We start from the raw sequence: 26,987 nt of genomic DNA on the forward strand, positions 1-26,987 counted from the left end.
GTGGTGGAGGGCGTCCGCCTGCTCGTCGGGAACACGACGGCGCAGCGCCCACGACTCCTGGGCTCCCGCCTGCGCGGGAGCACGCGGGCGGGAGCCCAGGGTACCAGCACACGACCCCCGCGATCGCCTCCCGCCTCTAAGCCATTACCCGCCGAAACCCCTTCAGCCGGAAAACCCCCTGCCCTAGTCTCCGGCCACCCTCACGCACCGGATACCTGCCATGATCCACCGCCATCTCTCGATCACCGGACGCGTTCAGGGCGTGTCCTACCGCGCGTGGATGATCGAGCAGGCTCAGGCGCTCGGCATCACCGGCTGGGTGCGCAACCGCGCGGACGGCAGCGTCGAGGCGGTGGTCGCGGGCCCGGCCGAGCAGGTGGACGCACTGGTCGCCCGCGCCCATCGCGGCCCGCCCGCCGCACGCGTAATCGCGGCCACGGTCACTGAGGCGCCGGCGGCGGTTCATCCGGATTTCGCCAAGCGCCCCACCGTCTGATCGGCCCGGCTGTCCTACACGCCGCCAAGCTGCTTCGGTGCGGCCATGGACCACGCACCCTTCCGCTTCGGCATCCCGCCTCCACCGCCAGCCGTGTGACGGCGCGTCTTGGACTAACTTTCGCCTAACCTTTCACATGCTGGGACGGTTGCGGTACGACCCGGAGAGGCTTGCGCGGCGCCAGCCGCAGCACCGCATAGCCGGCTAAAGCCGACAGCACCGATCCCGCGAGCACGCCGATCTTGACCTCGTCCACCAGCAGCGGGTCGTTCGGAAATGCGAGGCCGCCGATGAACAGGCTCATGGTGAAGCCGATGCCCGCCAGCAGCGACAGGCCCCAGATCTGCACCCAGCTGGCGCCGCCCGGCCGCGGCGCAAAGCCGGTGCGGTTGGCGATCCAGATGCTTCCGAAGATGCCGATCTGCTTGCCCAGCAACAGGCCCAGCGCGACGCCCAGCGGCAGCGGGTCGAGCAGCACGCCGGCCGAGGTCCCGGCGAGCGACACGCCGGCATTGGCGAAGCCGAACAGGGGGACGATCGCATAGGCGACCCAGGGATGCAGCGCATGCTCCAGCCGGTGGAGCGGCGAGTCGACCGCCTCGGGCGCGGCCGGGGTGGGCTTCACCGGGATCATCAGCGCGGTCGCGACCCCGGCGATGGTCGCATGCACGCCCGACAGGAAGACGAAGTACCAGAGCGCCAGCCCGAGCAGGAGATAGGGAGTGAGCGACCGCACCTTGGATTGGTTGAGCACATACATCGCCGCCAGCACCAGCCCGGCCGCGGCCAGCGCCAGGCTGGCGATGCCATCGGTATAGGCGAGCGCGATGATCGCCACCGCCCCCATGTCGTCGACGATGGCGACCGTGGTCAGGAACAGCTTGAGCGAGGCCGGTGCCCGCGACCCGAGCAGCGCCAGCACGCCGATCGCAAAGGCGATGTCCGTCGCCGCCGGCACCGCCCAGCCGCCCTGCAGCTCGGGCCGGCCGCCGGTCACCGCCAGGTACACCAGCGCCGGCACCACCATGCCGGCCGCCGCCGCGACCACCGGCAGCCGCCGGTGCTCCCAGGTGGCGAGCCGCCCGTCCACGAACTCGCGCTTGATCTCCAGCCCCACGAGCAGGAAGAAGATCGCCATCAGCCCGTCGTTGATCCACAGATGGACCGTCATCGGCCCATATTTGGAGCTGAGCACCGGGCCGGTGGTCCAGTGAAGCAGGTGGAAATAGGGCTCCGACAGGCCCGGCAGATTCGCCACCACCATCGCCAGCGCGGCCGCGGCGATCAGCAGCACGCCGCCGGCCGCCTCGCTTTTCAGGAACTCGCGAAGCGCGGAACGGGGCGAATGGGGCGTGTCTGGCATCATGGCTCCTGCTGGCGTTCCTGCCGGACTACCGTCGCAAGCGCCCAGGGGCAAACCGCGCGCCCGCTCCGGTCACGCGCGGGCGAGCGCCTCCGCGATCAGCTTGCGGCTGTTGTCGATGCCGTAGAGCGCGATGAAGCTGCCCATGCGCGGCCCCTGGCTGGTGCCAAGCAGCGTCTCGTACAGCGCCTTGAACCAGTCGCGCAGCGACTCGAAGCCGCCGGTCTTGCCGATCTCATAGACCGCGTCCTGGATCGTCTCGGCGCTCGCGTCCGCCGGCATCGCCGCCAGTTCCGCGTCCAGCCGCTGGAGTGCCGCCACCTCGACGCCCGCCGGAGCCCGCCGCTCGGGCTTGTCGGCGACGTCGCGGACATAGGCGAGCGCACGGTCGATCAGCCGGTCCAGCGCCGGGTACGCCTCGGGCGAGGCATCGGCGACATAATTCGCCAGATAGCCCCAAACCTGCTCCTTGGTCGCTTCGCCCATCACGCCGACGAGGTTCAGCAAGAGGCCGAAGGTGACCGGCAGCGTCTCTTCCGGCGGCGGGCCGCCATGGATGTGGTGCACGGGGTTGCCCAGCTGCTGCTCGACCGGCTGGCTCGGGTAGTTGCCCCGGAACTGCCAATATTCGTCGATCGCCCGCGGGATCACCCCCAGGTGCAGCTGCTTGGCCTTCTTGGGCTCGCGATAGGCGTAGAAGGCGAGGCTCTCTTCCGGGCCATAGGTCAGCCACTGCTCGAGGCTCAGGCCATTGCCCTTGGACTTGGAGATCTTCTCCCCCTTCTCGTCCAGGAACATCTCGTAGTTGAAGCCTTCCGGCGGCCGGCCGCCGAGTACGCGCGCGATCTTGGAGGACTGGACGACCGAGTCGATCAGGTCCTTGCCCGCCATCTCGTAATCGACGCCCAAGGCGACCCAGCGCATCGCCCAGTCGACCTTCCACTGGAGCTTCGACAGGCCGCCCAGCGCCGACTGGACGATGCGCTCGCCCTCGTCGTCGAACGCGATCAGCCCGGCCTCGGCATCCACCACCTCGACCGGCACCTGCAGCACCACGCCCGACTTGGGGCTGACCGGCAGTACCGGCGAATAGGTCGCCTGACGCTCCTTGCGCAGCGTCGGCAGCATCACGTCCATGATGCCCTGGTAATGGCGCAGCACGCCGCGCAGCGCCTCGTCGAAGCGGCCGGAGGTGTAATATTCCGTCGACGACGCGAACTCATAGTCGAAGCCGAAGCGGTCGAGAAATTCGCGCAGCAGCGCATTGTTGTGGTGCGCGAAGCTCTCGTGGCAGCCGAACGGATCGGGCACCTGCGTCAGCGGCTTGCCCAGGTGCTCGGCCAGCATCTCGCGGTTGGGCACGTTGTCGGGCACCTTGCGCAGGCCGTCCATGTCGTCGCTGAACGCGATCAGCCGGCTGGGCGTGTCCGACAGCTCGGCAAAGGCCTGGCGCACCATGGTGGTGCGCAGCACTTCGTTGAACGTGCCGATGTGCGGCAGGCCCGACGGACCATAGCCGGTTTCGAACACCACCGGCGCGCCGCCGGGCTTGCCATCGGGATAGCGCTTGAGGAGCTTGCGCGCCTCCTCATAGGGCCAGGCCTTGGACACGAGGGCGGCGGTACGGAGCGCGGGATCGATCATCCCGGCCCTGTAACGCCTCGGCGACGGCTTGGCCAAGCCGGATTGCGCGGCGTGCTTTCGCACTGCAACAAAGTCCGCGTTCCAGGCGTCTCCTCCGTTCACGCTTTCACCAAGGTACCGAAGTCTCGTGATCGTCAGTGCAACTCCTCGATTCCGCAACATCCTCCTGGACGTGTGGCAGCCGCTTTTCATCCTGTTCCTGTGGGACGTGGCGGTGACCGTCTTCTATTTCATCTCGCCGTTCCGCGCGCCGGCACTGCCGCTCACCCTGTTCGGCACCGCCCTGGCGCTGTTCCTCGGCTTTCGCGTCAATTCCGCCTACCAGCGCTGGTGGGAAGGCCGGGTGCTGTGGGGCGCGATGATCAACGCCTCACGCAGCCTTGCGCGCGGCTCCATGGCGTTCCTGCCGATCGACGACATCGGGCCCGCGCGGGAGCTGAAGCGCAGCATCGTGCTGCGGCACATCGCCTATGTGCACGGCCTGCGTTGCCAGCTCCGGCGCCAGGATCCTGCGCCGGAGGTGCTGCGCTTCCTGTCGCCGGCCGAGGCCGCCGATCCGCTCAGCCGCACCAACGTGGCCAATGGCCTGCTCGACGGCACGGGCCGCCGCATCGCACGGGCGATGCGCGAGGGCTGGATCGACACCATCCAGCAGACCCAGCTCGAAAGCATCCTGGTCGACATCGCCAATGCCCAGGGGGGCATGGAGCGGATCAAGAACACGCCGCTGCCCAACCAGTACCGCTTCCTCCCGACGCTGTTCGCGCGGCTGTTCTGCATCCTGCTGCCGATCGGACTGGTCGAGTCGCTCGGCTGGGCGACCCCGATCGGCTCCAGCCTGGCCGGCCTGATGTTCCTGACGGTGCTGCACATCGGCGACGACCTGGTCGATCCCTTTGCCGACACCATCCACGACGTGCCCATGACGGCCATGTGCCGCACGATCGAGATCGACCTCCTTCAGGCGATCGGCGATGCGGCACCGCCGCCGCTGCAGCCCGAAAAGGGCGTGCTGTGGTGACGCCGTTCCGCTTCCGTTCACCGGCGAGGCGTCTATAGAAGAAGCCATGCTCCCCTATCCCGCGCTGCACGCAAGCCACGGCGGCATCTGGGTCGCCACGCCCGACGGGGAGGTGCGCGGGATCAGCCGGGGCGAGGCGATCCGGCTCGCCGCCGACACGCCGACGCTGGTGCTGAACGCGCCGCTGGTGGCGCAGCGGCTCGGCTATGCGGAATTGTCGGGCCTCGACCTTCTGGAGCTCTTCGCCTTCCTGCGCCCGGCGCGCTTCATGGTCCCCACGCCCAAGGGACTCGCCGCCGTGACGGGTCTGCCCACGCCCGAGAGTGATGCGGCAGTCGCCCCCTTTCTGCGCGATGCCGCCGCCGCGCTCCTGGCCCTCCTGGAAGGCGAGTGGCCGGAACGCGAGGGGGCCTGGCACGCTGCCCAGTCCCTGTTCCGGCTGCGCTGGACCTGGGCACCTGCCGTCACCCAGCGGCTGGCGAAGCCGGAGCGCGCCGAGCGCTGGCTCTTTTCCAAGCTTCCGGAGTGGGAGGAGCGCGCGCCCCGCCCCGCCCCACGCACCATCGCCGTGGACGGCGCCGACGTGGTCGCGCGGCTCGATGCCCTCACCGGTGCCGGGGCCGAACGGCGGCACGGCCAGCGCACCTATGCTGCCGCCGCCGCCGATGCCTTTGCCCCGCGCGTGGTGCGCGACTCGCCCAATCTGGTGCTGGCGGAGGCGGGCACCGGCATCGGCAAGACGCTGGGCTATCTGGCGCCCGCGTCGCTCTGGTCCGAACGGGCTGGCGGCGCCGTCTGGGTATCGACCTATACCAAAGCGCTCCAGCGCCAGCTCGCACGCGAAGGGGAGCGACTGTTCCCCGACGAGGAGGAGCGCAAGCGGCGGATCGTCACCCGCAAGGGACGCGAGAACTACGTCTGCCTGCTCAACCTGGAGGATGCGCTGCAGGGCGGTTTCGCCGGGCGCGCGGCGATCCTGGCGCAGCTGGTCGCGCGCTGGGCCGCCTATACCGCCGACGGCGACATGGTTGGCGGCGACTTGCCCGGGTGGCTGCCGACGCTGTTCCGCCGCAACGGTTCGACCGCGCTCACCGACCGCCGCGGCGAGTGCATCTACGCAGGCTGCCCGCATTACCGGAAGTGCTTCATCGAGCGCGCGGCGCGTGCGTCCGCGGATGCCGACCTGGTGATCGCCAATCACGCGCTGGTGATGGTGAACGCCGCCCGCGGCCGCGAATCGGCGACTCGGCCCACGCGCTACGTCTTCGACGAGGGGCATCACCTGTTCGATGCGGCCGACGCGATGTTCTCGGCAGCGCTGACCGGTGCGGAGGCGATCGAGTTGCGCCGTTGGGTGCTCGGGCCGGAGGCGAAGGCCCGCGGCCGCAGACGCGGGCTCGCCGCGCGCTTGTCCGACGTCGCCAGCTACGACGACGGCGGGGCGGAAGCGATCGCAGCCGCGGTCAACGCCGCGCAGGCGCTGCCTTCCGACGGCTGGCTCGGCCGCATCAACGAAGGCGCGCCGTTCGGGCCGGTCGAGACGCTGCTCGCCGCGGTCCGGGGGCTCGTCTACGCGCGCGCACCCGATGCGGGCGAGGCGGGCTATGGGCTCGAGACGGAACTGGCCGAACCCGATCCCGGGCTCGTCGATGCCGCCGGTCCGGCGAGTGCGGCGCTGGAAGCCTTGCTGCGTCCGCTGCTGGCGCTCGGCCGCCGCCTCGAGTCGGTGCTGGCGGAAGCTCCGGACTGGATGGACGCACCGGCGCGGGCACGCATCGAAGGCGCCATCGCCTCGCTCGGCTGGCGTGCCGAAACGGTCGGGGCCTGGCTCGCCCTGATCGCGCGAATCGGTGGCCCGAACGATCCCGATTACGTCGACTGGCTCGCCGTCGATCGGGTGGAGGGGCGCGAGTACGACGTCGGGCTGCACCGCCACTGGCTCGATCCGAGCCGGCCCTTTGCCGACACCGTGCTGAAGCCGGCCCATGGCGCGCTCGTCACCTCGGCCACCCTGAAGGCCGGTGGCGACTGGTCCGTGGCGGAGGCGCGCGCCGGCGCCCCCCATCTGGAGCGGGCGCCGGCCCGGTTCGAGGCCGCGAGCCCGTTCGACTATGCCGGCCAGGCGGAGGTGGTCATCGTCACCGACGTGAAGCGTGGCGATCTGCCAGCGCTCGCCAACGCCTATGCCCGGCTGATCGCGGCGGCCGGCGGCGGCACCCTCGGTCTGTTCACCGCCATCCGCCGCCTGCGGGCCGTGCATGCGCGCATCGCTGACCGGCTGGCGCGCGAAGGCCTGCCGCTGCTCGCCCAGCATGTGGACCCGATCGACACGGGGACGCTGGTGGACATCTTCCGCGACGATCCCCGCGCCTCGCTGATCGGCACCGACGCGCTGCGGGACGGCGTCGACGTGCCCGGCGACTCGCTGCGGCTGGTCGCGATGGAGGGCGTGCCCTGGCCCAAGCCGACCGTGCTCCACGCTGCCCGCCGGCTGGCAGGGGGCGGCAGCGCCTATGACGACCGGATCGTACGTGCACGCCTCGCCCAGGCGTTCGGCCGGCTGATCCGCCGTGCCGACGATCGCGGCATGTTCGTGCTCCTCTCCGCCGCGATGCCGTCGCGCCTGCTCACCGCCTTCCCGGAAGGGACACCGGTGTTGCGCACCACGCTCGACGAGGCCGTCGAACGTGCATCGCGGCTTTCCCTCGCCCGTCCCTTGGGGCATGAGGCGGCGACCGCCTGACGCCTCGCCCGACGGAAATGCCATGAAGACCCTGACGCTGCTTCGCCACGCCAAGTCCGGCTGGGACGATCCTGTCGCGCGGGACTTCGATCGCCCGCTCAATGCGAAGGGCGCCCGCGCCGCCGAGACCATGGGCCGCCACCTGCGCAGCCTGGGGCTGGCCTTCGACCTGGTCGTCGCTTCGCCCGCGGTGCGGGTGCAGGAGACGCTCGACCATTTCGCGTCCGGCCTCGGGGAGACGCTGGCGCCCGAGTGGGACCGCCGACTCTATCTGGCGTCGGAAGCGACTCTGCTCGATGTGGTCCGAGCTCTTCCCGACGCCGCCAATCAGGTGCTGCTGGTCGGCCACAATCCCGGCCTTGAGGAACTGGTGCTGCTGCTCGCCGAGACCGGCGCACTGCGGCAGGACGTGGCAGAGAAATTCCCGACCGCGAGCGTGGCGGTGCTGGAGGTGGGCGCGCACTGGAGCGAGACGTGCGACGGCGGCGCGACGCTCCTGCGCTTCATCCGGCCCCGCGACGTCGATCCGAGCCTTGGCCCCGACGTCGGCTGACGCTCAGCGGGCGTCCGCGGCGAGCGCGTCTGCCAGCATCGTCCGGATGCGAAGCAGCGGATCCTGCGCTATCGGCTTGCCCCGCTCGGCGGCCAGCAGGTTCTGCACCCCGCGGATCGTGTAGCCCTCTTCGCTCAGCAACTGGTGGATGCGCCGCACCAGCGCGACGTCCTCGGGGCGATAGTAGCGGCGCTGCCCGGCGCGGGTGACCGGTCGCAGCTCGGAGAAGCGGCTTTCCCAATAGCGCAGCCGGTGCTGCGGAAGGCCCAGCTCGGCCGCGACCTCGCCGATCGTGCGAAAGGCCGTCGCCGATTTCTCGGACACGGCTGAAATCCTCAGCTGGCAGCGACGATGCGGTCGCGCATCATCTGGCTGGCACGGAAGGTCAGCACCCGCCGCGGCGCGATCGGCACCTCTACCCCGGTCTTGGGATTGCGGCCCACGCGCTCGCCCTTGTCGCGCAGCACGAAGCTGCCGAAGCCCGAAATCTTGACGTTCTCGCCCTTATGCAGAGCCTCGCACATGTGGCCGAGGATATCCTCCACCAGCTTGGCTGAATCGGCGCGTGAAAGCCCGACTTCCTTGTGCAGTGCCTCTGCGAGGTCCGCGCGTGTCAACGTCCCGCCCGCAGTCATGGCAAACCCCCTACCCAGTGAATGCGCCAAGCCGCGTACCACAAGGTTGCCCTTGGTCAAACCACCGGCTGCCGGCCGTGCGTCCGGCCAGCCTAGCCGATCAGAAGCGAACCACCGCCGCGCCCCAGGTGAAGCCGCCGCCCATCGCCTCGAGGACGATCAGGTCGCCGCGCTGGATCCGGCCATCGCGGACTGCCGTATCGAGCGCCAGCGGGACAGAAGCCGCCGAGGTATTGGCGTGCTGGTCGACGGTGACGACGACCTTTTCCGGTGCGAGGCCGAGCTTGCGCGCGGTCGCTTCCAGGATGCGGGCGTTCGCCTGGTGCGGCACCACCCAATCCACATCGGCGGAGGTGAGCCCAGCGGTTCCGAGCGACTCCTCCATCACCTGTGCCAGGTTGACCACCGCGTGGCGGAAGACCTCCCGCCCCTTCATCCGCAGCTTGCCGACGGTACCCGTCGTCGAGGGTCCTCCATCGACATAGAGCAGGCCATTGTGGCGGCCGTCGGCGTGGAGCTTGGTCGCGAGGATACCCGGCGCGTCCGCATCCTCGGAGTCGCGCGCTTCGAGCACTACGGCGCCGGCACCGTCGCCGAACAGCACGCAGGTCGCGCGATCTTCCCAATCGAGGATGCGGCTGAACGTCTCCGCGCCGATCACCAGCGCGCGCTGATGCGCACCCGCGCGGATCATGCTGTCGGCGACCTGGATCGCGTAGAGGAAGCCGGAGCACACCGCCGCGACGTCGAACGCGACGCAGTCGTTGATGCCGAGAGCCGCCTGAACGGTGGTCGCGGTCGCGGGAAAGGTCTGATCGGGCGTGGCGGTCGCGAGGACGATCAGGTCGATCGCGTTCGGCTCGAGACCGGCTGCCGCGATCGCCTTGCTCGCCGCCTCGACCGCGAGCGACGAGGTCGTCTCGCCTTCCTCGGCGATGTGGCGGAAACGGATACCAGTCCGTTCGACGATCCATTCGTCCGTGGTGTCGACCCGCTCCGCGAGCTCGGCGTTGGAGACGCGGCGCTTGGGAAGGGCAGAGCCGGTGCCGGCGATCACGGAGCGACGAATCATGCGGCCTTCGCTTCGATCGCTGCCAGGTCCTCAGCGATCCGATGGGTTAGATTGTTGCGCACCAGCTTGGCCGCGACCTCGATCGCGTTCGAAACGCCGGTGGCGTTCGCACCGCCATGGCTCTTCACCACCAGGCCGTTCAAGCCCAGGAAGATCGCGCCATTGTGATTGTTGGGATCGAGGTGATGCCGCAGCAGGTCGGTCGCGGGCTTAGAGATCAGGAAACCGACCTTGGAGCGTACCGAACTGCGGAAAGCACGCTTGAGCAGGTCCGCCACGAAGCGGGCGGTACCCTCGGCAGTCTTGAGCGCGATGTTGCCCGAGAAGCCGTCGCACACCACCACATCCACTTCGCCACGCGAGAGGCGGTCGCCCTCGATGTAGCCCGTAAAGGTGAGGGGCAGGTGGGTGGAGGCGCGAATCGCCGCGGCCGCATCGCGGACGCTGTCGATGCCCTTCATGTCCTCGGTGCCGATGTTGAGCAGCGCGACGCGCGGGCTCTCCAGATCCAGCACGGCGCGGGCATAGGCAGCCCCCATTACCGCGAACTGGACGAGGTTGCGCGCATCGCACTCGGCATTGGCGCCGAGGTCCAGCATCACCAGGTCGTTCTCGCCCAGGCTCGGCAGCAGCGCTGCCAGCGCCGGACGATCGATGCCGGGCATGGTCCGCAGCGCGAGCTTGGCCATCGCCATCAGCGCGCCGGTATTCCCGGACGACACGGCGGCGGCTGCCCGGCCCTTCTTCACCAGATCGATGGCGATCCCCATCGACGTGGTGCGGGCGCGACGGATCGCCTGGCTCGGCTTGTCCGAAGACCCGACCAGTTCCGGCGCGTGGACCACCTCCGACGCAGCGGTGAGATTGGGGTGCGACTGGAGACCGGCGCGAATCGCCGTCTCGTCGCCCACCAGCAGGAACCGCAGGCCCGGATTGCGGCGACGCGCCTGGGCGACGCCGGCAAGCATCACCGCAAGGCCCTCGTCACCGCCCATCGCATCGACGGCGATCCACGAGTCCTCGGCCACCACGCCAGCGCCTCCGTTTACGGTCAGGCTCAGCCTTCGACCGAGATGATCTCGCGGCCGTTATAGTGACCGCAACCCGTGCACAGGTTGTGCGGGCGCTTCAGCTCGCCGCAGTTCGGGCACTCCTGGAACGACTCGACCGAGAGCGAGTCGTGCGCGCGCCGCATGCCCCGGCGGGAGGGCGAGGTCTTTCTCTTGGGAACTGCCATGTCGGCACCTTTACCGGAAATCTAAGGATCGTTGGCCGTGAATACCCAAGTTTCGACCGGGCAAGCAGTGCCGGGCGACCGGCCGCTCGCCGGACCGGCAGCATGGGCCATGTCACGAAGCGAGCCGCGCCTATAGCGTTTTTGGCAGTGGTTGCAAGCTTGTGGCGGGAATGCGCCTCAGCGGCCGTCCGCAACTCCCCTGCCGGCCAGCACCGAATCGGCGACAAAGGGATTGGTCTGCCGCTCCTGCCCGAAGCGCCCGGGCTGCCCGTGACCGGGGATGAAGCTGGTGTCGTCGCCCATCGGCCACAGCTTGGTGACGATCGAGTCGATCAGCGCCTCGTGATTCGAGAGCGGGAAGTCCGTCCGGCCGACCGAGCCCGCGAACAGCACATCGCCCACCAGCGCGAACTTGGTACCGGGATGGTGGAAGACGACGTGGCCCGGGGTGTGCCCGGGCGTCTCGTACACGTCGAACGCGACCTCCCCCACCGTCACCTGGTCGCCTTCGACCAGCCAGCGATCGGGTTCGAACGGCACCCCGCGCAGACCCCAGCGCTTGCCGTCTTCATCCAGGCGCGCGATCCAGAAACGGTCCGCCTCATGCGGCCCCTCGATCGGCACGCGCAGGGCATCGGCCAGCGGCTTCGCCTCGCCACAATGGTCGATGTGGCCGTGGGTCAGCAGAATCTTCTCGATCGTGACGCCGTTCTGCTCGGCAGCCTGGCGAAGCCGGTCGAGGTCGCCGCCGGGATCGACAAAGGCGCCCCGCATCGTCCTGGTGCACCACAACAGCGTGCAGTTCTGCTGGAGCGGCGTCACCGGCACGATCGCCGCACGGATGGGAGAAGGCGTCATTCGGACGGGATAGGCGCGCATGCGGGCTTGCGGCAAGCGCCGCGCCGCTGCAATCCGCGGGAGGGATGCTCTTGCACGACGCCACGCCCTTCGTCCTGCTGGACGATGCCCGCCCCGGCGGGACTGCCCGGCTGTACCGGAACCCGCGTGCCGTCGTGCAGGCGGATACCCCCGAGGATGTGGGACCGCTGCTGCAAGCGCTGGAAGACGCCCGAGCAGAGGGGCAGGCGGTTGCGGGCTTCCTGAGCTACGAAGCGGGGCGGGTCATCGAGGGCATGGCAGCCGCCCCTGCCGGGGCGCTGCCGCTTGGCTGGTTCGGCATCTTCGACGCGCACGAGCAGCTGGATGCCGATGCGCTGGCCACGCTCCTTCCGGACCCCGCCGGCGCCTGGATCGGCACGCCCGAACCCGAACTCGACTATGCCGGCTATGCCGAGGCGTTCGATCGCGTCCGGGGGTGGATCGAAGCAGGCGACATCTACCAGGCCAACCTGACCTTCCGCGCGACCGCTCCCGTCCTGGGCGACCCGCGCGCGCTCTATGCCGCGATCCGGCCGCGCGCGGCGGCAGGGCATGGCGCGCTGGTGTGGACGGGTGCCGACTGGCTGCTCTCCTTCTCCCCGGAACTGTTCTTCCGGATCGAGGGCACCACCGTTTCCGCCCGGCCGATGAAGGGAACCGCCCGCCGGGACCCGGATCCGGTCCGCGACGCAGCCGCCGCAGCGGCCCTTGCCGAGGATCCCAAACAGCGCGCCGAGAATCTGATGATCCTCGACCTGTTGCGCAACGACATCGCCCGAGTGGCGGTCGCCGGCAGCGTCGAGGTCCCCGAACGCTTCGTGGTCGAGCGCTACCCGACGGTGCACCAGATGGTTTCCAGCGTGCGCGGCACCCTTGCCCCAGATACCTCTCCGGCCCAGGCGCTGGCGGCGCTGTTCCCCTGCGGCTCCGTGACCGGTGCGCCGAAGCGCCGGGCGATGGAGGTGATCGAGGCGGTGGAGCGATCGCCGCGCGGGATCTACACCGGTGCGATCGGCCGCATCGACGCGAATGGCGACGCCGCGTTCAACGTCGCCATCCGGACCCTCCACCTGAAACCCGATGCAGAGGCCGCGACGCTGGGGCTCGGCTCCGGCGTCGTCGCCGATTCGACGCCTGCAGCCGAATGGCGCGAGTGCCACGACAAGGCCCGGTTCCTGACCAACGGCCAGCGACGCTTCGATCTGATCGAGACCATGGCGTTCGATCCGCACCGCGGCATCCCGCTGCTCGAGCGACACCTGGAGCGCCTGAAGGCGAGCGCGCGGCGCCTGGGCTTCGCCTTTGATCGTCATGCCGCGCGCAACGAACTGCAAGCGGCCACCTTCCGGCTGGAGCAGCCGTCGCGCGTGCGGCTGCTGCTGTCGCCGAGCGGCGCGATCGCCGTCGAGGCAGGTCCGCTGCCGCCGGCGCCCTCCGAGCCGGTTTCCATCGCATTGGTACCGCTGCCGGTGTCCCCGGCGGATTTCCGCCTGCGCCACAAGACGAGCGACCGCCGTTTCTATGACGCCGCGCGCCAGGGGACCGGGTGCTTCGACGTGGCGTTCGTCGCCCCCGACGGACAGGTCACGGAAGGCAGCTTCACCTCCATCTTCGTCGAGCGTGAGGGCTTGCTTCACACGCCGCCGCTCTCCGCAGGATTGCTGCCCGGGGTGTTGCGGGCCGAATTGCTGGGCGCTGGAAGCGCGGTCGAGGCGGTCGTGCGACCCGCGGATCTCGCGCAAGGTTTTTACGTCGGCAATGCCGTTCGCGGACTTATTCGTGCGCGGTTGGTTGCGGAGCCCCCCTCCCCCCGCTAAGGCGCCAGCGCCTTTTCTCCAGCGGGAATTCCGATGAAGACCTCTGCCGCGCTCGACCGTATCAGCCCCTCGCCCACGCTCGCCATCACCTCCAAGGTGCTCGAGCTCAAGCGCCAGGGCGTCGATGTGATCGGGCTGGGCGCAGGCGAGCCCGACTTCGACACGCCCGACTTCGTCAAGGAAGCGGCGATCGAGGCGATCCGCGCGGGCAAGACGAAATACACCAACGTCGACGGCACGGCCGAGCTGAAGGAGGCGATCGTCGCCAAGTTCAAGCGCGACAACGGCCTCGACTATGCCGTCAACCAGATCAGCGTGAACGTCGGCGGCAAGCACACGCTGTTCAACGCGATGGTGGCGACGGTGAACCCGGGCGACGAGGTGATCGTGCCGGCCCCCTATTGGGTGAGCTATCCCGACGTGGTGCAGTTCGCCGGCGGTACGCCGGTGGTGGTGCAGGCCGGTGCCGACCAGGGCTACAAGCTGCGTCCCGAGCAGCTGGAGGCCGCGATCACCCAGCGTACCAAGTGGGTGATCCTCAATTCGCCGTCCAACCCGACGGGCGCGGCCTATACGGTCGAGGAACTGCGCGCGCTCGGCCAGGTGCTCGAGCGCCATCCGCATGTCTGGGTGTTCGCCGACGACATGTACGAGCACATCCTCTACGACAATTTCCAGTTCGCCACGATCGCGCAGGTATGCCCGTCGCTCTACGAGCGCGTGCTGACCGTGAACGGCTGTTCCAAGGCCTATGCGATGACCGGCTGGCGGATCGGCTTCGCCAGCGGCGCGGCCTGGCTCATCAAGGCGATGTCGAAGCTGCAGTCGCAATCGACCTCGAACCCCTGCTCGATCGCACAGGCGGCGGCCGTGGCCGCGCTCAACGGCGACCAGGGCTTCTTGAAGGATCGCGCCGCGGCGTTCCAGAAGCGCCGCGATCTGGTTGTCGGCATGCTCAACGTGATCGAGGGCGTGACCTGCCCGACGCCCGAAGGCGCCTTCTACGTCTATCCCGAAGTGTCGGGGCTGATCGGCAAGACCGCGCCCGATGGCCAGGTAATCGCTACCGACGAGGATTTCGCCGGCTACCTGCTGTCGGACGCCAAGGTCGCGGTGGTGCACGGCGCCGCCTTCGGCCTGTCGCCTGCGATGCGGATCAGCTACGCGACCTCGGAAGACGTGCTGCGCGAGGCGTGCTCGCGCATCCAGACGGCCTGCGCGGCGCTTCGCTAGCCGCCGTTCCGTTCCAGCTTTTTTTCCGCCGCGTCCCGACGCGGCGGAACTTCTTTGCACCGCAGCGTTTCGCGCGCGTGGCTTGCGAAGCCGCGTCGCCGATGCCAACTGGCGATGAACGGCAAGGCCAGCCCCGGTTCAGCCCCGGCGGCCTATCCCCGAACAGCGAACGACAGCGAGTCGCAAGCAACTGCAGTCCGCAGCTGCTCGCGACGCGGCAATGGAACGACTCTGATGACGCAGAACAAGCCCCGCCCCGGTTTCTTCCGGCTTTTCCTGAGCGGCTTCGCGCTTGGCGCCGTAGCGCTGGTGAGCGTGCAGGTCGCGCAACCGGCGCAGGCATCCTCCTGGGACGCGCCGGTCGAAGCCACGAACTGATCTCCAGGTGGCGCCCTTGCCCCTGTTGATCGGCAAGGACGCCCCCATATTCGCGGCATGCGCCGCATCTCTGCCCTGATCCTCCCTGCAGTCCTGGGACTTGGTGGTCCCGCCCAGGCAGAACGCGCAGTCCCGATACCGGCCGTCGAACATGAGAGCCCCTCCAGCGGCAGCCGTGCGGTCGCCGTCTTCGCAGGGGGCTGCTTCTGGGGACTGGAGGCGGTGTTCGAGCAGGTGAAGGGCGTTTCTTCCGTAATCAACGGCTATGCCGGCGGCACGCGGGCGACCGCCACCTACGCGCAGGTCTCGACCGAGCGCACCGGCCATGCCGAGGCGGTCCGCATCACCTATGATCCGCGCGTCGTCAGCTACGGGACGCTGTTGCGCATCTTCTTCTCGGTTGCGCACGATCCTACGCAGCGCGATCGCCAAGGCCCCGACCGCGGACCCAGCTATCGTTCCGCCATCTTCCCCCAGGATGCCAGGCAGCGCGCGACGGCCATCCGCTACATCCGGCAGCTGGACGCTACGAAGCGCTTTGCCGGGCCGATCGCTACCCGCATCGAGACGGGTAGGTTCTTCCCCGCGGAGGGCTATCACCAGGATTTCGCCCGCCGCAATCCGCGCTATCCGTACATCGTGCGCTGGGATGCACCCAAGGTAGCGGCCTTTCGCGCTGCCTTTCCGACACTCGCGCGCTGAGGCTCAGATCAGCGCGAGCGCCGAAAGCTCGCCGATGAGCCGCGGCGGCAGCTCGGCGATGCCTGCGCTGCCCTGGCCGAGATCCGGCGGCGCATCGGCTGCCTCCAGATAGCGCCAGCCCTGGTGCGCGCGTTTCGGGCGCGCCTGGACCAGTACGAGGTCGGCCGCGAGGTGAATCGCCACCCGGCCTCCCTCCGCCTCGCCAAAGCCCAGGATCGGCGACCGCGCGACGAGCTGGTGCTTGAGGATCCAGAACAGCGATCCGCCTTCGATCTCGGCGGCACGCTTGGGCAGGTAGCGCGTCGTCAGCGCCCCACCCTCGGCCGCGCGCAGGCGCAGCCGTTCGGCGAGGTGATCGACGCTTTCGATCGCGAACGCGACCTTGGTGAGATGAAGTGGCACGCCGTGGATCTGGGGATTGAAGCGATGGCGCTCAAGTCAGCCGGTAAGCCCGGCCACCGTTGCCAGGCCGAGGAAGGCCAGAAAGCCCATCGAGTCGGTTACCATTGTGACGAAGATCGACGAGGCCAAGGCAGGATCGGCGTTCAGCCGGTCCAGCGTCACCGGGACCAAGACTCCGGCCATCCCCGCGATGAAGATGTTGGCAAGCATCGCCGTCGCGATCACGAGGCCCAGCGTCACGTCGAAGAACGCCGCCCCGACACCCGATCCGATGATGATTGCGACGGTTAACCCGTTCAGGAGCGCGATCGAAATCTCGCGGCGAATCGCGCGCAACGTGTTGGATTGGGTGAGCTGATTGGTGGCGAGTGCGCGCACTGTGACCGCCAGAGTCTGCGTACCGGCATTGCCACCCACGCCCGCGACGATCGGCATCAACGCAGCGAGCATCGCCTTTTGCGCAATCGTCGCGTCGAAGAGAAACACGATTGTCGCGGGAACGAGGGCCGTCATCAAATTGGTGATCAGCCACCGGACACGGCTCTTGTAGCTGTCGAACACCGGCTCGTTGATGTCGCCTTCGCCCGCACCCGACAGCAGCAGCGCGTCCTCGCCCGCTTCTTCCTGGATGATGTGGACGATGTCGTCGACGGTGATGACGCCGACCAGGCGGCCGCTGCCATCGACGACGGCGGCCGAGATCAGCGCGTATTTCTGGAAGCGTAGCGCCACCTCCTCCTGGTCCATGTCGACGGGGATCAGCGTCTGCTCGCGCTTCATCACGTCGCTGACCGAGACGGAGCGCGGCGAGCGCAGAATCCAGGACAGCTGGCAGGTGCCGACCGGGCGATGCGCCGGATCGACCACAAAAATTTCCCAGAAATCGGTGGCCAGCGACTCGCTGCCGCGCAGGAAGTCGAGCACGTCGCCGACGCTCCAATGCTCGGGCACCGCGATCAGCTCGCGCTGCATCAGGCGGCCGGCCGATTCCTCGGGGTAGCTCAGCGCCTCCTCGATGGCGGCGCGATCGTCCGGGTCGAGCGCGCGCAGCACCGCGCGCTGGTCCGTCTCGTCCAGGTCCTCGATGATCGCGACCGCGTCGTCGGTATCGAGCTCGGCGGCGAGGTCCGCGACCTGATGCGGTTCGAGCGACTCGATCAGCGCATCGCGGACCCAGTCGTTCATTTCGGCCAGCACGTCGCCGTCCAGGCGATCGGCCACGGCGGAGGCGAGCGCCGGGCGCTGTTCCCCCGGCACCAGCTCGAACAGGTCGGCCAAGTCGGCCGGGTGCAGCGGCTCAACCAGCGCGCGCACCGTTTCGACATCGTCCGCTTCGACCGCATCGAGCACCGCGGAGACGAACTCGGGCTTCAGCCGGTCGTCGGCGTCGAGTTCACTTTCGGCGATTTCGTGGGCGGGAAGCTCGGTCTCGCTCATGGCTCGGCTCCCCTCGCTGGCGTTGCGCGCCCGCTCTAGCGGCGGCGGCCGCGGTTGCAACCTCCAGGCCGCGGCTCTACGGACGGCATTCCCTATTTTTCCTGATTTCCGGAGCGTTTATGTCCGATCTTCCCAGCACGCTCGTGATGACGCTCGACACGGGCGAAGTGCGTATCCGGCTGCGTCCGGACCTGGCCCCCAAGCACGTCGAGCGCATCACCAAGCTCGCCGACAGCGGCTTCTACGACAACGTCGTGTTTCATCGCGTGATCGCGGGCTTCATGGCGCAGGGCGGCGATCCAACCGGCACCGGCACCAGCGGCTCCAAGGAGCCGAACCTGCCGGCCGAGTTCAGCCGCGAGCCGCACGTCCGCGGCACCTGCTCGATGGCGCGCACGATGGATCCGAACTCGGCCAACAGCCAGTTCTTCATCTGCTTCGACGACGCCCGCTTCCTGGACGGCCAGTACACCGTCTGGGGTGAAGTGATCGAAGGCATGGACGCCGTCGACGCGCTGCCCAAGGGCGAGCCGCCGCGCCAGCCTGGCAAGATCCTCAAGGCCCGCAGCGAGGCCTGATCCCGAAAGGCCGGTCGTCCAAGGACGGCCGGCTTTTTTCTCACCCTGTGGTCGCGGGTATTATCCCCGTGAGGACGCGGGCTTTCGCTAAATATTTTGCGCGCCCAGCGCTTCGATCAGCCAATCGTGGAACAGTCGCGCCGGCTCCTGCTGCATCATGCGGGGGCGGCACACGAACCAGTGGCTGTAGGTGCTCTCCACCGACATATCGAACAGCCGGACGAGCCGCGCATCGCGTGCCTCCTCGAAATGCGATTCGAGCATGAAGGCGACGCCCAGCCCCTGCGCCGCCGCCTCCAGCATCAACGCACCGGAATCGAAGAAGTCCGTCGCCGCCGGCTCCAGATAGGGGAGTCCGGCCGCTTGCCGCCAGTCGGTGAACGTGTCCGGCATGTCGCGGTGGATCAGCGCGGTGAGCTTGGACAGCTGCTTGGGATCGGTCAGCGGCATCTCCTCCACGAGTGCGCGCGACGCGATCGCATAGACGCGGTTCCGGTCCAGGCGCCGCGAGTAGAGCGCCGGGTCGATGGTGTGGCCAAGCACGATGCCGACGTCGATGCCGTCACCGAGCCGGGCAAGGCTGTGCCCCGCCGTATCCACGTCGAGATGGAGCTCCGGATGGCGCCGCTTGAGATCACCAAGCCGCGGCATCAGCTTCTGGGTGGCGAACAGCGGCAGCACGCCCAGTCGAAGGCGCAGCAGGTCCGACCCCGCCGACATCCGCTCCACCGCGTCCGAAAGCGTATCGAGCGCATGCGAGATCATTCCCAGCAACCGCTCGCCGTCGTGGTTGAGGCGGAGTGCCTGGTGCCGCCGCTCGAACAGCGGCTTGCCGATGAAGCGCTCGAGCGCCTGAACCCGCCGGCTGAGCGCGGGACTCGACAACGCAAGCTCCTCGGCCGCCGCCTTGATCGATCCAAGTCGGGCGACGTGCACGAATGCTTCGATCGCCGTGAGAGGAGGAAGCCGCCGCATCTGCTCCTGCCTTGTTGTTGCACCGCATCATAACTGTCCCGCGCGATGGCGCTAGCACCGCCGCGCAGGAAGAGAATTAGCTCTTTGATTGCAGATTCTGCAATCGCGATATTTTCTTTCGCATTTGCACAAAAAAGCTCTGCACCGCATACGGAACAGGCCTTTCAGGCATCCTCTCCTAAACCTTTCACGGCCGGTCCTCGCGATCGGCCTTTTTTTTGCGCCTTGCCCGGCGGACCCTCGATCCTATCTCCCGCACTCGTTTCGAGAAGGTGAAAGGATGCCGATGGCCGACGACGACTCGCAAGCGCGCCGGATACAGGTGGCGAATTCGCGGCCTGAGGACAGCGGCCGCGGCATCGCGCACCTTCCCCGTGCCTTGATGACCTCGCTTGGCCTTGCCGAGGGAGACGTGGTCGAGATCGTCGGCAAGCGGACGACACCCGCCCGCGCGGTCGGCCCCTATGGCGAGGACGAGGGCCTGGATCTGGTCCGGCTGGACGGCCTGCAGCGGGCGAACGCCGGCGTGGGCGCGGGCGACTTCGTCGAGGTGCGGCGTGTCGAATCGAAGCCGGCGACGCGGGTGGTGTTCGCGCCTGCCCAGCAGAACCTGCGGCTTCAGGGGTCCAGCAACGCGCTGAAGCGCACCTTCTTCGGAAGGCCGATCTGCCAGGGCGACGTGGTGGCGACCGCCGGACATCAGCGCGTGACGGACCCTGCCATCCAGCGCTTCGTCAACGCCCCCGCCTATGCGCTGCAGGAAATCCGCCTCGCCGTCGTGTCCTCGACTCCCAAGGGCGTCGTGCACATCGACGAGAACACCGAGATCGAGCTGCGGCCCGAATATGAGGAGCCGCGCGAGGTGCGCCGCGCCGACGTCACCTATGACGACATCGGCGGCATGGCCGGCACGATCGACCAGCTGCGCGAAATGGTCGAGCTGCCGCTGCGCTATCCGGAGCTGTTCCAGCGCCTGGGCGTCGATCCGCCCAAGGGCGTGTTGCTCCATGGGCCGCCCGGCACCGGCAAGACGCGCCTGGCGCGCGCGGTCGCGAACGAGAGCGATGCCGACTTCTTCCTGATCAACGGGCCCGAGATCATGGGCTCGGCCTATGGCGAGTCGGAAAAGCGGCTGCGCGAGGTGTTCGAGGAAGCGAGCCAGAACGCACCCTCGATCGTGTTCATCGACGAGATCGACTCGATCGCGCCCAAGCGCGGGCAGGTGTCGGGCGAGGCCGAGAAACGGCTCGTGGCGCAGCTGCTGACGCTGATGGACGGGCTGGAAGCGCGCGCCAATGTGGTGGTGATCGCCGCGACCAACCGGCCGGAGGCGATCGACGAGGCGCTGCGGCGCCCGGGCCGCTTCGACCGCGAGATCGTGGTCGGCGTGCCCGACGAGCGCGGTCGTCGCGAGATCCTGGGCATCCACACCCGCGGCATGCCGTTGGGCGAGGGGGTCGACCTCACCGAACTGGCGCGAACCACCTATGGCTTCGTCGGCGCGGACCTGGCGGCGCTCACCCGCGAGGCGGCGATCGAGGCGGTGCGGCGGATCATGCCGAAGCTCAACCTGTCGGAGCAGACGATCCCGGCAGAGGTACTCGATACGCTGTCGGTCGGCCGCGACGACTTTCTGGAGGCGCTGAAGCGCGTCCAGCCCTCGGCGATGCGCGAGGTGATGGTGCAGGCACCGCAGGTCCGCTGGGAAGACGTTGGCGGACTGGACGAGGCGCAGATGCGGCTCAAGGAAGGCGTCGAGCTGCCGCTCAAGTCGCCTGACGCGTTCCGCCGGCTCGGCATTCGCCCGGCCAAGGGTTTCCTGCTGTACGGCCCGCCGGGCACCGGCAAGACGCTGCTCGCCAAGGCGGTCGCACGCGAGGCGGAGGCGAACTTCATCGCCACCAAGTCGAGCGACCTGCTGTCGAAATGGTATGGCGAAAGCGAGCAGCAGATTGCGCGGCTGTTCGCCCGTGCCCGCCAGGTCGCGCCGTGCGTGATCTTCATCGACGAGCTCGACAGCCTGGTGCCTGCACGGGGCGGCGGCATGGGCGAGCCGCAGGTCACCGAGCGGGTGGTGAACACCATCCTGGCCGAGATGGACGGACTCGAAGAGCTCCAGTCGGTGGTGGTGATCGGGGCGACCAACCGACCGAACCTGGTCGACCCGGCGCTGCTGCGCCCCGGCCGCTTCGACGAGCTGGTCTATGTCGGGGTGCCGGATCAGGCCGGCCGACGGCGGATCCTGTCGATCCAGACCGAGAAGATGCCGATCGGTGAGGATGTCGACCTGGATGCGATCGCGGCGGAGACCGAGCGCTTCACGGGTGCGGACCTGGAGGATGTGGTGCGGCGCGCGGGTCTGATGGCGCTGCGTGAGTCACTCTCCAACACCTCCGTGCGGATGTCTCATTTCCGCCAGGCGCTCGGCGAGTCGCGCGCCTCGGTCACCGCGGAAATGGAGCAGGAGTATCGGCAGATGTCCGCCAAGCTGAAGCAGGACGCGGTCGCGATTCAGCCGATCGGCTTCATCGCTCCCGGAATGGTACAGCCGCGCGGCGAAAAGCAATAACGGGACCGCGCGCCGCTTCCTGCACGGAAGCGGCGCGCGCCTTCCTTGGAAGGGCGTCGTTCGCCGCGCTGTGATACCGCATCGCGTCACGACGAAACCGTTCGGCTTGCATCTTCGTTTCGGTTTTGCGACGACAACTTCGACGCGGCTGCGGCCGCCCCGCCCAAGGATTTCCATGAACACCAGTTCCACCACCGCCAGCCGACGGAGCCCCAAGCGCGTTCCATCCCCGGCGGGCATGTTCCTGCGCGGATTCGTCAAGCATCCGGTGATGGTGGGATCGGTGATCCCCTCTTCGGGCAAGCTGATCCGCAAGATGCTGGCACCGGTCGACTGGGCCAACACCAAGGTGTTCGTCGAATATGGTCCGGGCGTGGGCACCTTCTGCCGCCCGATCCTGGAACGGATGGCACCGGACGCGCAGCTGATCGCGATCGATACCAACCCCGAGTTCATCGACTACCTGAACGGTACGATCCTCGACTCGCGCTTCTCGGCGGTGCACGCCTCTGCGGCCGACGTGGTCCAGATCGTCGCCGACCACGGGCATGCCCATGCGGACTATGTGCTGTCCGGCCTGCCGTTTTCGACCCTGCCCCCGGGCATCGGCGACAAGATCGCCACCGCCACCGCAGAGGTGTTGCGGCCGGGCGGTGCGTTCCTGGTCTATCAGTTCAGCCCGAAGGTCCGCGACTTCCTCTCGCCCAATTTCGAGCGGATCGACCATGACATGGAGTGGTGGAACGTGCCGCCGGCGCAGCTGTATTGGGCCTGGAAGGACTGAGCCTTCCGGGCGCTGCCCTTCCCGCGCTGAGATTCCCGAGGGGCCGCGTGCACAGCCACGCGGCCCCTCGTCAATTCCACTGGTTGACGCGGGGCCAGGGGCACAACACATCTAGGTTCATGGACTATCTGAACCTTTCGGAATCCGAGTGGCGCAAGCGACTGTCGCCGCAGGCCTATCATGTGCTGCGGGAGGCGGGGACCGAGCGCGCCTTTGCCGGCCATTACAACGACAACAAGGCCGACGGCATCTATCGCTGCGCCGGATGCAGCAACGAGCTGTTCGACAGCCTCGACAAATATGATTCCGGATCCGGCTGGCCGAGCTTCACCCAGCCGATCGCCGAGGATCGGGTGACCAACCACAGCGACACCAGCCACGGTATGCGTCGCGTGGAAACGCGCTGCGCGCGCTGCGACGGCCATCTTGGCCATGTCTTCCCGGACGGCCCGCCGCCCACGGGTCTGCGCTATTGCATGAACTCGGTCGCGCTCGACTTCCGCCCACGCGCGCAAAGCGGCGGCTGATCGCAAGAACGGCGTTGCGCGCTTGTGGGCGGCGCCCGCAGCGCGTAATCCGGCACGGCTTCCATGGCCACCCGCACCCGTAAACGCCCGCCCGCGCCCCGGTGGCGCCGCATCCTCCTCTGGACCCTGGGTTCGGGGCTTGCCCTGCTGTTGCTAGCCGCCCTCGGCCTCACCGTCGCGGTGATGAACGCGCGGGCCAATCTGCCGAGTTTCGGGGAACTCAAGTCATCCCCGAACGGGCAGATGATCCGGGTACGCGCGGCCGACGGCACCATCCTCGTCTCGCTGGGGCCGAGCTATGGCGAGTGGATCCCGTATGACGAGATCCCGCCAGTGATGCGCGATGCGATGGTCGCCGTGGAGGACCGACGCTTCCGCTCGCATTGGGGCGTGGACCCGGTCGCCATCGCGCGCATCATCAAGTTCGCGATCGACAACCACGGCAACGGCCGGCGCCTGCAGGGTGCGTCGACCATCACCCAGCAGGTGGCGCGCACCATCTTCCTGTCGAACAGCTATACGGTGAGCCGGAAGCTGCGCGAGGTCGTGCTGGCGCTGGCGCTGGAGCGCAAGTTCACCAAGGACCAGATCCTCGAGCTGTACCTCAACAAGGTCTATTTCGGCGGCGGCGCCTATGGGATCGACGCGGCCTCGCGGCGCTTCTTCGGCCATCCCGGCACCTCGCTGGACCTGTCGGAAGCGGCAGTCGTCGCCGGGCTGGTGAAGGCGCCGTCTCGCTATTCGCCGACCGCGGATGCCGAGGCGGCCGTCGGTCGCGCCGGCGTCGTGCTGGAGCTGATGCAGGAGACGGGCGCGATCAGCGCGAGCGAGGCCGCATCGGCCGATCCGCATGCGGTAAAGCTCGCCCCAGAGCCCAAGCAGAACAGCGTCCGCTATTTCACCGACTGGGCATTGCCGCAGCTCGAGACGCTGATCGACGAAACCGACGCGCCGCTGGACGTCTGGACCACGCTCGACCTGTCGATGCAGCGGGCGGCGGACCAGGCGATCCGCGCCAACGCGCCCGCCGGGGTGCAAGGCGCGTTGCTGTCGCTCGATCGCGACGGCGCCGTGCGGGCGATGGTCGGCGGCAAGGACTATGTGTCGTCGATCTACAATCGCGCGACCCAGGCGACCCGCCAGCCCGGTTCGGCGTTCAAGCTGTTCGTCTACCTGGCTGCGCTGGAAGCGGGCTACAAGCCCGAGGACCAGGTGGTCGACGAGCCGGTGACGATCAACGGATGGAGCCCCCGCAACAGCTCCGGCCGCTTCAACGGCTCGATGAGCCTGCGATCGGCGTTCGCCTATTCGATCAACACCGTGGCTGCGAAGCTGGGCCGCGACGTCGGCTACACCACGGTCGCCGACATGGCCCGCCGCTTCGGCATCACCACGCCCATCGACACGCGTCCGGCAATGGTGCTGGGCACCTCCGACGTGCGGCTGATCGACATGACCCGCGCCTTCGCCTCCGTGTCGCAGAAGGGCGTTGCGGTGACCCCCTATGGCATCACCCGCGTGACTGCGGGCGGATCGGTGATCTTCCAGCACCAGGTCGACACCTCGCGCGTGCTGGTCGCGCCCTACGTCGCCGCGCAGATGACGGACCTGCTCCAGACCGCCGTCGCGACCGGCACCGGCCGGGCGGCGCAGATCGGCCGGCCGGTAGCTGGGAAGACCGGCACGACCTCGTCCAACAAGGATGGCTGGTTCCTGGGCTTCTCGAGCGGGCTGACGACGGGGGTCTGGATGGGCCGCGACGATGCCCGTGCGGTCGGCGGCCTGCAGGGCGGCACTGCGCCCGCGCGTGCCTTTGCGAGCTTCATGCAGAAAGCGGTCGCCAGTCGCCCGATCGAGAATTTCGAGACGCAGGTGACACTGCCCGAGTGGCAGGAAGAACCGGACGCCGAGTCCTACTATGGCGAGCCCGACAACGGCGTGTTCGTCGACGAGAACGGCTATCCGGTTGAAGGGCCGTCCGAGCCGGAGGAGTTGCCGCCGGCACAGGTCCAGCAGCAGCCCACGCGCACGCCCTACGAAGAGCCGGCGCCGCGCGAGACGTTGGACCAGGAGTGGCTGGATCGGGCGATCGGCCGGACCGGGCCGCCGCGGGAGTCCGCTCCGTCACCGCGCCGGCCGGCACCGGGCGATCCCAGACGATCGGTCGAACGCCCGGGCTATGACCCGGACGCGCGCCCGTACCAGTGAAGCGACGCCCCGTGCGCGCGGAGCCATGCGCGCGCCGGTGCCGGATCGGCTTCCAGCAACCGCGCCACGGCGGCATGAAAGGCCGGACTGTGATTCATGTGCAGTCTATGCGCGACCTCATGCGCCACGGTGGCGCGCAGCACGAACGCAGGCGCCAGGATCAGCCGCCAGCTGTAGCGGATCGCCCCGGATCCGGTGCAGCTGCCCCACCGACCGCGCGGGTCGCCAATGGCCACCTGAGTGACGGTCACGCCCGCCCGCATGGCGTAATGCTGCGTCTCCTTCGACAGCAGCGCCAGCGCCTCGCTTCGTAGCCAGCGCTCCACGCGCGCGGGCACCCGCTCGATCGGCCCTCCGCAGCGAAGCAGATCGCCTTCACGCACGGGGCTGCGGCCGGCCTTCTCCTCCCATAAGATTCGAAGCTCGGCATCGCCGAAGGGGATGGTTTCGCCAGGGGCGAAGGGCCGCGCTTCCGGAAGCCGTGCCTGTTGCGCATCGATCCAGGCCCGCTTGCTCTCCGCCCAGGCAAGCGCCGGGCGGAGCGCCGCGCGGGCGGGGAGGGTGAGCCGGACGCGTCCCGTCGCCGGATCCACCGACAGGCGCGCGCGGCGTGCCCTTGGGTGCCGGACCACCTCAATCGGCGCGCCTGGCGCTTCGTTCACAGCGGACGATCGACCAGATGATGCTCGAGGTCGCCGGCATCGTCCTCGGAGATGGTCCACCCGCGGGTCGACTCCCCGGCAGCATGTACCGCCTCCCGGTCTCCGCAGACGAGATAATGCCAGTCGGGCAGCGGCTCGTCGTTGGCGCGCAGCCGGTAGGCGCAGGTCGAGGGAAGCCACTCGATGTGGGGGACCGATCGTGCGGTCAGCCGCACGCATTCGGAGACATAAGCGTGGCGATGGCGGTAATCGCTGCACTGCCCGGATCGGCGATCGAGCAGCCTGCAGGACACGTTGGTCGCCATCAGCTCACCCGTTTCCTCGTCCTCCAGCTTGTGCACGCAGCACTTGCCGCAGCCGTCGCACAGTGCCTCCCACTGCGCGCGATCGAGCTTGGAGAGGGGAGTATCTTCCCAGAAACGATCGCTCATCGCACCCACCGTTCGAGTTCGCGGGCGATCGCCCCGGGGCCCTGATCGGTGGGCAGCAACGCGATCGGCTGACCATCCGGGCCCATCAGATAGGCCTGGGTCCCATGATCCATCAGATATTCGGTCGCGCCCGCATCCTGGCGCTTGGCAAACGGGACCGCATAGGCACGCGCAACCTGCGCGATCGCCTCCGGCGTGCCGGTGAGGCCCACCATCCGCGGATGGAACGCAGCGACATAGCGTCCCACGACCTTGGGCGTATCCCGCTCCGGATCGACGGTGATGAAGATCGGCACGACCTTCGGAGCCAGATCCGCATGCGCGCCCTCGAACGCCTTGAGCCCGGCGGCGATCTTCTGGAGATCGACCGGGCAGACGTCCGGGCAGAAGGTGTAGCCGAAGTAGACGATGCGATAGCGTCCCGCGAAGTCAGTATCGCGAACCGTCTTGCCTGCCCCATCGGTGAGCGCAAACGCGCCGCCGATGCGCGCGCCGGCAAGCGGCGGCTCCTGGGACGGGTCGTTCGTCGCCCCCCCGCATCCGGCGAGAAGCAGCGCGAGCGACAACATCGGGACGGTGGCGAGGCGAGCGAAGCGTTCCATGGTGCGATCAGCCATGATCTGATAGGCTTGCGCTTGCAA

27 protein-coding genes are annotated in these 26,987 nt (G+C 68.4%); 13 read left to right on the plus strand and 14 right to left on the minus strand.

The features are described 5' to 3' along the window. Positions 1–220: 220 nt before the first annotated feature. The gene (locus VPH46_RS03210) at positions 221–496 is read left to right on the plus strand and encodes an acylphosphatase (RefSeq protein WP_416608850.1); all 276 of its coding nucleotides are present in this window, start codon (positions 221–223) and stop codon (positions 494–496) included. A gap of 124 nt (positions 497–620) precedes the next feature. Here the strand turns inward: VPH46_RS03210 and nhaA are convergent, their stop codons facing one another. Together nhaA and VPH46_RS03220 are read right to left on the minus strand one after the other, a co-directional pair. After that, positions 621–1,859, minus strand: coding sequence for a Na+/H+ antiporter NhaA (nhaA, locus tag VPH46_RS03215; protein ID WP_416608851.1), 1,239 nt, complete (start codon positions 1,857–1,859; stop codon positions 621–623). Positions 1,860–1,931: 72 nt separating this feature from the next. Continuing rightward, positions 1,932–3,503 carry a lysine--tRNA ligase gene (locus VPH46_RS03220; protein ID WP_416608853.1) on the minus strand — a complete coding sequence of 524 codons (1,572 nt, stop codon included), beginning with the start codon at positions 3,501–3,503 and terminating at the stop codon, positions 1,932–1,934. A gap of 127 nt (positions 3,504–3,630) precedes the next feature. Here VPH46_RS03220 and VPH46_RS03225 point away from each other — a divergent pair, with 127 nt between their 5' ends. Genes VPH46_RS03225 through VPH46_RS03235 form a run of 3 tightly spaced genes read left to right on the plus strand, consistent with a single transcriptional unit; the run spans position 3,631 to position 7,820 of the window. Further along, complete coding sequence (locus VPH46_RS03225; RefSeq protein WP_239434004.1) at positions 3,631–4,524, plus strand: bestrophin family protein; 894 nt, start codon at positions 3,631–3,633, stop codon at positions 4,522–4,524. Between the two features lie 46 nt (positions 4,525–4,570). Then, positions 4,571–7,267 carry an ATP-dependent DNA helicase gene (locus VPH46_RS03230; RefSeq protein WP_416608856.1) on the plus strand — a complete coding sequence of 899 codons (2,697 nt, stop codon included), beginning with the start codon at positions 4,571–4,573 and terminating at the stop codon, positions 7,265–7,267. A gap of 22 nt (positions 7,268–7,289) precedes the next feature. Next, entirely contained in the window at positions 7,290–7,820 is a 531-nt protein-coding gene (locus VPH46_RS03235) for a SixA phosphatase family protein (protein WP_416608858.1), read from the plus strand. A 3-nt stretch (positions 7,821–7,823) separates the two neighbouring features. Here VPH46_RS03235 and VPH46_RS03240 read toward each other — a convergent pair whose 3' ends face one another. The 6 genes from VPH46_RS03240 to VPH46_RS03265 all read right to left on the minus strand — a co-directional run bounded on the left by VPH46_RS03240 (position 7,824) and on the right by VPH46_RS03265 (position 11,622). Beyond that, positions 7,824–8,153, minus strand: a complete 330-nt coding sequence (locus VPH46_RS03240; protein ID WP_416609272.1) for a MerR family transcriptional regulator — start codon at positions 8,151–8,153, stop codon at positions 7,824–7,826. 2 nt (positions 8,154–8,155) lie between these two features. Further along, entirely contained in the window at positions 8,156–8,455 is a 300-nt protein-coding gene (locus tag VPH46_RS03245; protein WP_125960166.1) for an integration host factor subunit alpha, read from the minus strand. Positions 8,456–8,555: 100 nt separating this feature from the next. After that, positions 8,556–9,527 (minus strand): beta-ketoacyl-ACP synthase III, encoded by a 972-nt coding sequence (locus VPH46_RS03250; RefSeq protein WP_416608861.1) that lies wholly within the window; start codon positions 9,525–9,527, stop codon positions 8,556–8,558. Beyond that, positions 9,524–10,555 (minus strand): phosphate acyltransferase PlsX, encoded by a 1,032-nt coding sequence (plsX, locus tag VPH46_RS03255; RefSeq protein ID WP_132882985.1) that lies wholly within the window; start codon positions 10,553–10,555, stop codon positions 9,524–9,526. Before plsX ends, VPH46_RS03250 begins: the two co-directional genes overlap by 4 nt. 29 nt (positions 10,556–10,584) lie before the next feature. After that, positions 10,585–10,764 (minus strand): 50S ribosomal protein L32, encoded by a 180-nt coding sequence (gene rpmF / locus VPH46_RS03260; RefSeq protein ID WP_125960169.1) that lies wholly within the window; start codon positions 10,762–10,764, stop codon positions 10,585–10,587. Positions 10,765–10,941: 177 nt separating this feature from the next. Next, the gene (locus VPH46_RS03265; RefSeq protein ID WP_416608863.1) at positions 10,942–11,622 is read right to left on the minus strand and encodes an MBL fold metallo-hydrolase; all 681 of its coding nucleotides are present in this window, start codon (positions 11,620–11,622) and stop codon (positions 10,942–10,944) included. A gap of 65 nt (positions 11,623–11,687) precedes the next feature. On the opposite strand from VPH46_RS03265, the gene pabB reads away from it, so the two are divergent. From pabB to msrA, 4 genes are all read left to right on the plus strand, one after another. Beyond that, positions 11,688–13,460 carry an aminodeoxychorismate synthase component I gene (gene pabB, locus VPH46_RS03270; RefSeq protein ID WP_416608865.1) on the plus strand — a complete coding sequence of 591 codons (1,773 nt, stop codon included), beginning with the start codon at positions 11,688–11,690 and terminating at the stop codon, positions 13,458–13,460. A 33-nt stretch (positions 13,461–13,493) separates the two neighbouring features. Continuing rightward, entirely contained in the window at positions 13,494–14,693 is a 1,200-nt protein-coding gene (locus tag VPH46_RS03275) for a pyridoxal phosphate-dependent aminotransferase (protein ID WP_416608866.1), read from the plus strand. A 114-nt stretch (positions 14,694–14,807) separates the two neighbouring features. Further along, positions 14,808–15,071, plus strand: a complete 264-nt coding sequence (locus VPH46_RS03280; RefSeq protein WP_416608868.1) for a hypothetical protein — start codon at positions 14,808–14,810, stop codon at positions 15,069–15,071. A 57-nt stretch (positions 15,072–15,128) separates the two neighbouring features. Next, a complete protein-coding gene (msrA, locus tag VPH46_RS03285; protein ID WP_416608870.1) occupies positions 15,129–15,773 on the plus strand; it encodes a peptide-methionine (S)-S-oxide reductase MsrA in 645 nt (214 codons plus the stop codon). A gap of 3 nt (positions 15,774–15,776) precedes the next feature. Here msrA and VPH46_RS03290 read toward each other — a convergent pair whose 3' ends face one another. After that, the gene (locus VPH46_RS03290) at positions 15,777–16,175 is read right to left on the minus strand and encodes a DUF1489 family protein (RefSeq protein ID WP_125960174.1); all 399 of its coding nucleotides are present in this window, start codon (positions 16,173–16,175) and stop codon (positions 15,777–15,779) included. 36 nt (positions 16,176–16,211) lie between these two features. Continuing rightward, positions 16,212–17,612, minus strand: coding sequence for a magnesium transporter (gene mgtE, locus VPH46_RS03295; RefSeq protein WP_416608873.1), 1,401 nt, complete (start codon positions 17,610–17,612; stop codon positions 16,212–16,214). A 119-nt stretch (positions 17,613–17,731) separates the two neighbouring features. Between mgtE and VPH46_RS03300 the strand changes: the two genes are divergently transcribed. Continuing rightward, positions 17,732–18,190 (plus strand): peptidylprolyl isomerase, encoded by a 459-nt coding sequence (locus VPH46_RS03300; RefSeq protein WP_129342715.1) that lies wholly within the window; start codon positions 17,732–17,734, stop codon positions 18,188–18,190. A gap of 87 nt (positions 18,191–18,277) precedes the next feature. Here the strand turns inward: VPH46_RS03300 and VPH46_RS03305 are convergent, their stop codons facing one another. Then, positions 18,278–19,165, minus strand: coding sequence for a LysR substrate-binding domain-containing protein (locus tag VPH46_RS03305; protein WP_125960177.1), 888 nt, complete (start codon positions 19,163–19,165; stop codon positions 18,278–18,280). Between the two features lie 286 nt (positions 19,166–19,451). Between VPH46_RS03305 and VPH46_RS03310 the strand changes: the two genes are divergently transcribed. From VPH46_RS03310 to VPH46_RS03325, 4 genes are all read left to right on the plus strand, one after another. Then, complete coding sequence (locus VPH46_RS03310; RefSeq protein ID WP_239433996.1) at positions 19,452–21,734, plus strand: CDC48 family AAA ATPase; 2,283 nt, start codon at positions 19,452–19,454, stop codon at positions 21,732–21,734. A 175-nt stretch (positions 21,735–21,909) separates the two neighbouring features. Then, positions 21,910–22,518 carry a class I SAM-dependent methyltransferase gene (locus tag VPH46_RS03315; protein ID WP_239555258.1) on the plus strand — a complete coding sequence of 203 codons (609 nt, stop codon included), beginning with the start codon at positions 21,910–21,912 and terminating at the stop codon, positions 22,516–22,518. A 119-nt stretch (positions 22,519–22,637) separates the two neighbouring features. Continuing rightward, positions 22,638–23,045 carry a peptide-methionine (R)-S-oxide reductase MsrB gene (gene msrB, locus VPH46_RS03320; RefSeq protein WP_125960179.1) on the plus strand — a complete coding sequence of 136 codons (408 nt, stop codon included), beginning with the start codon at positions 22,638–22,640 and terminating at the stop codon, positions 23,043–23,045. A gap of 63 nt (positions 23,046–23,108) precedes the next feature. After that, entirely contained in the window at positions 23,109–25,253 is a 2,145-nt protein-coding gene (locus tag VPH46_RS03325; protein WP_416608877.1) for a PBP1A family penicillin-binding protein, read from the plus strand. Here VPH46_RS03325 and VPH46_RS03330 read toward each other — a convergent pair. Genes VPH46_RS03330 through VPH46_RS03340 form a run of 3 tightly spaced genes read right to left on the minus strand, consistent with a single transcriptional unit; the run spans position 25,223 to position 26,963 of the window. Then, a complete protein-coding gene (locus VPH46_RS03330; protein WP_416608879.1) occupies positions 25,223–25,915 on the minus strand; it encodes a M48 family metallopeptidase in 693 nt (230 codons plus the stop codon). The genes VPH46_RS03325 and VPH46_RS03330 overlap by 31 nt on opposite strands. Then, the gene (locus VPH46_RS03335) at positions 25,912–26,346 is read right to left on the minus strand and encodes a YcgN family cysteine cluster protein (protein ID WP_129342729.1); all 435 of its coding nucleotides are present in this window, start codon (positions 26,344–26,346) and stop codon (positions 25,912–25,914) included. Before VPH46_RS03335 ends, VPH46_RS03330 begins: the two co-directional genes overlap by 4 nt. Then, positions 26,343–26,963 carry an SCO family protein gene (locus VPH46_RS03340; protein WP_416608881.1) on the minus strand — a complete coding sequence of 207 codons (621 nt, stop codon included), beginning with the start codon at positions 26,961–26,963 and terminating at the stop codon, positions 26,343–26,345. The genes VPH46_RS03335 and VPH46_RS03340 overlap by 4 nt, the downstream gene beginning before the upstream one ends. Positions 26,964–26,987 lie beyond the last annotated feature (24 nt).

It is taken from the genome of Sphingomonas sp. MJ1 (PH-R8) (assembly GCF_048058635.1).
In the GTDB taxonomy this organism is placed as follows: domain Bacteria; phylum Pseudomonadota; class Alphaproteobacteria; order Sphingomonadales; family Sphingomonadaceae; genus Sphingomonas.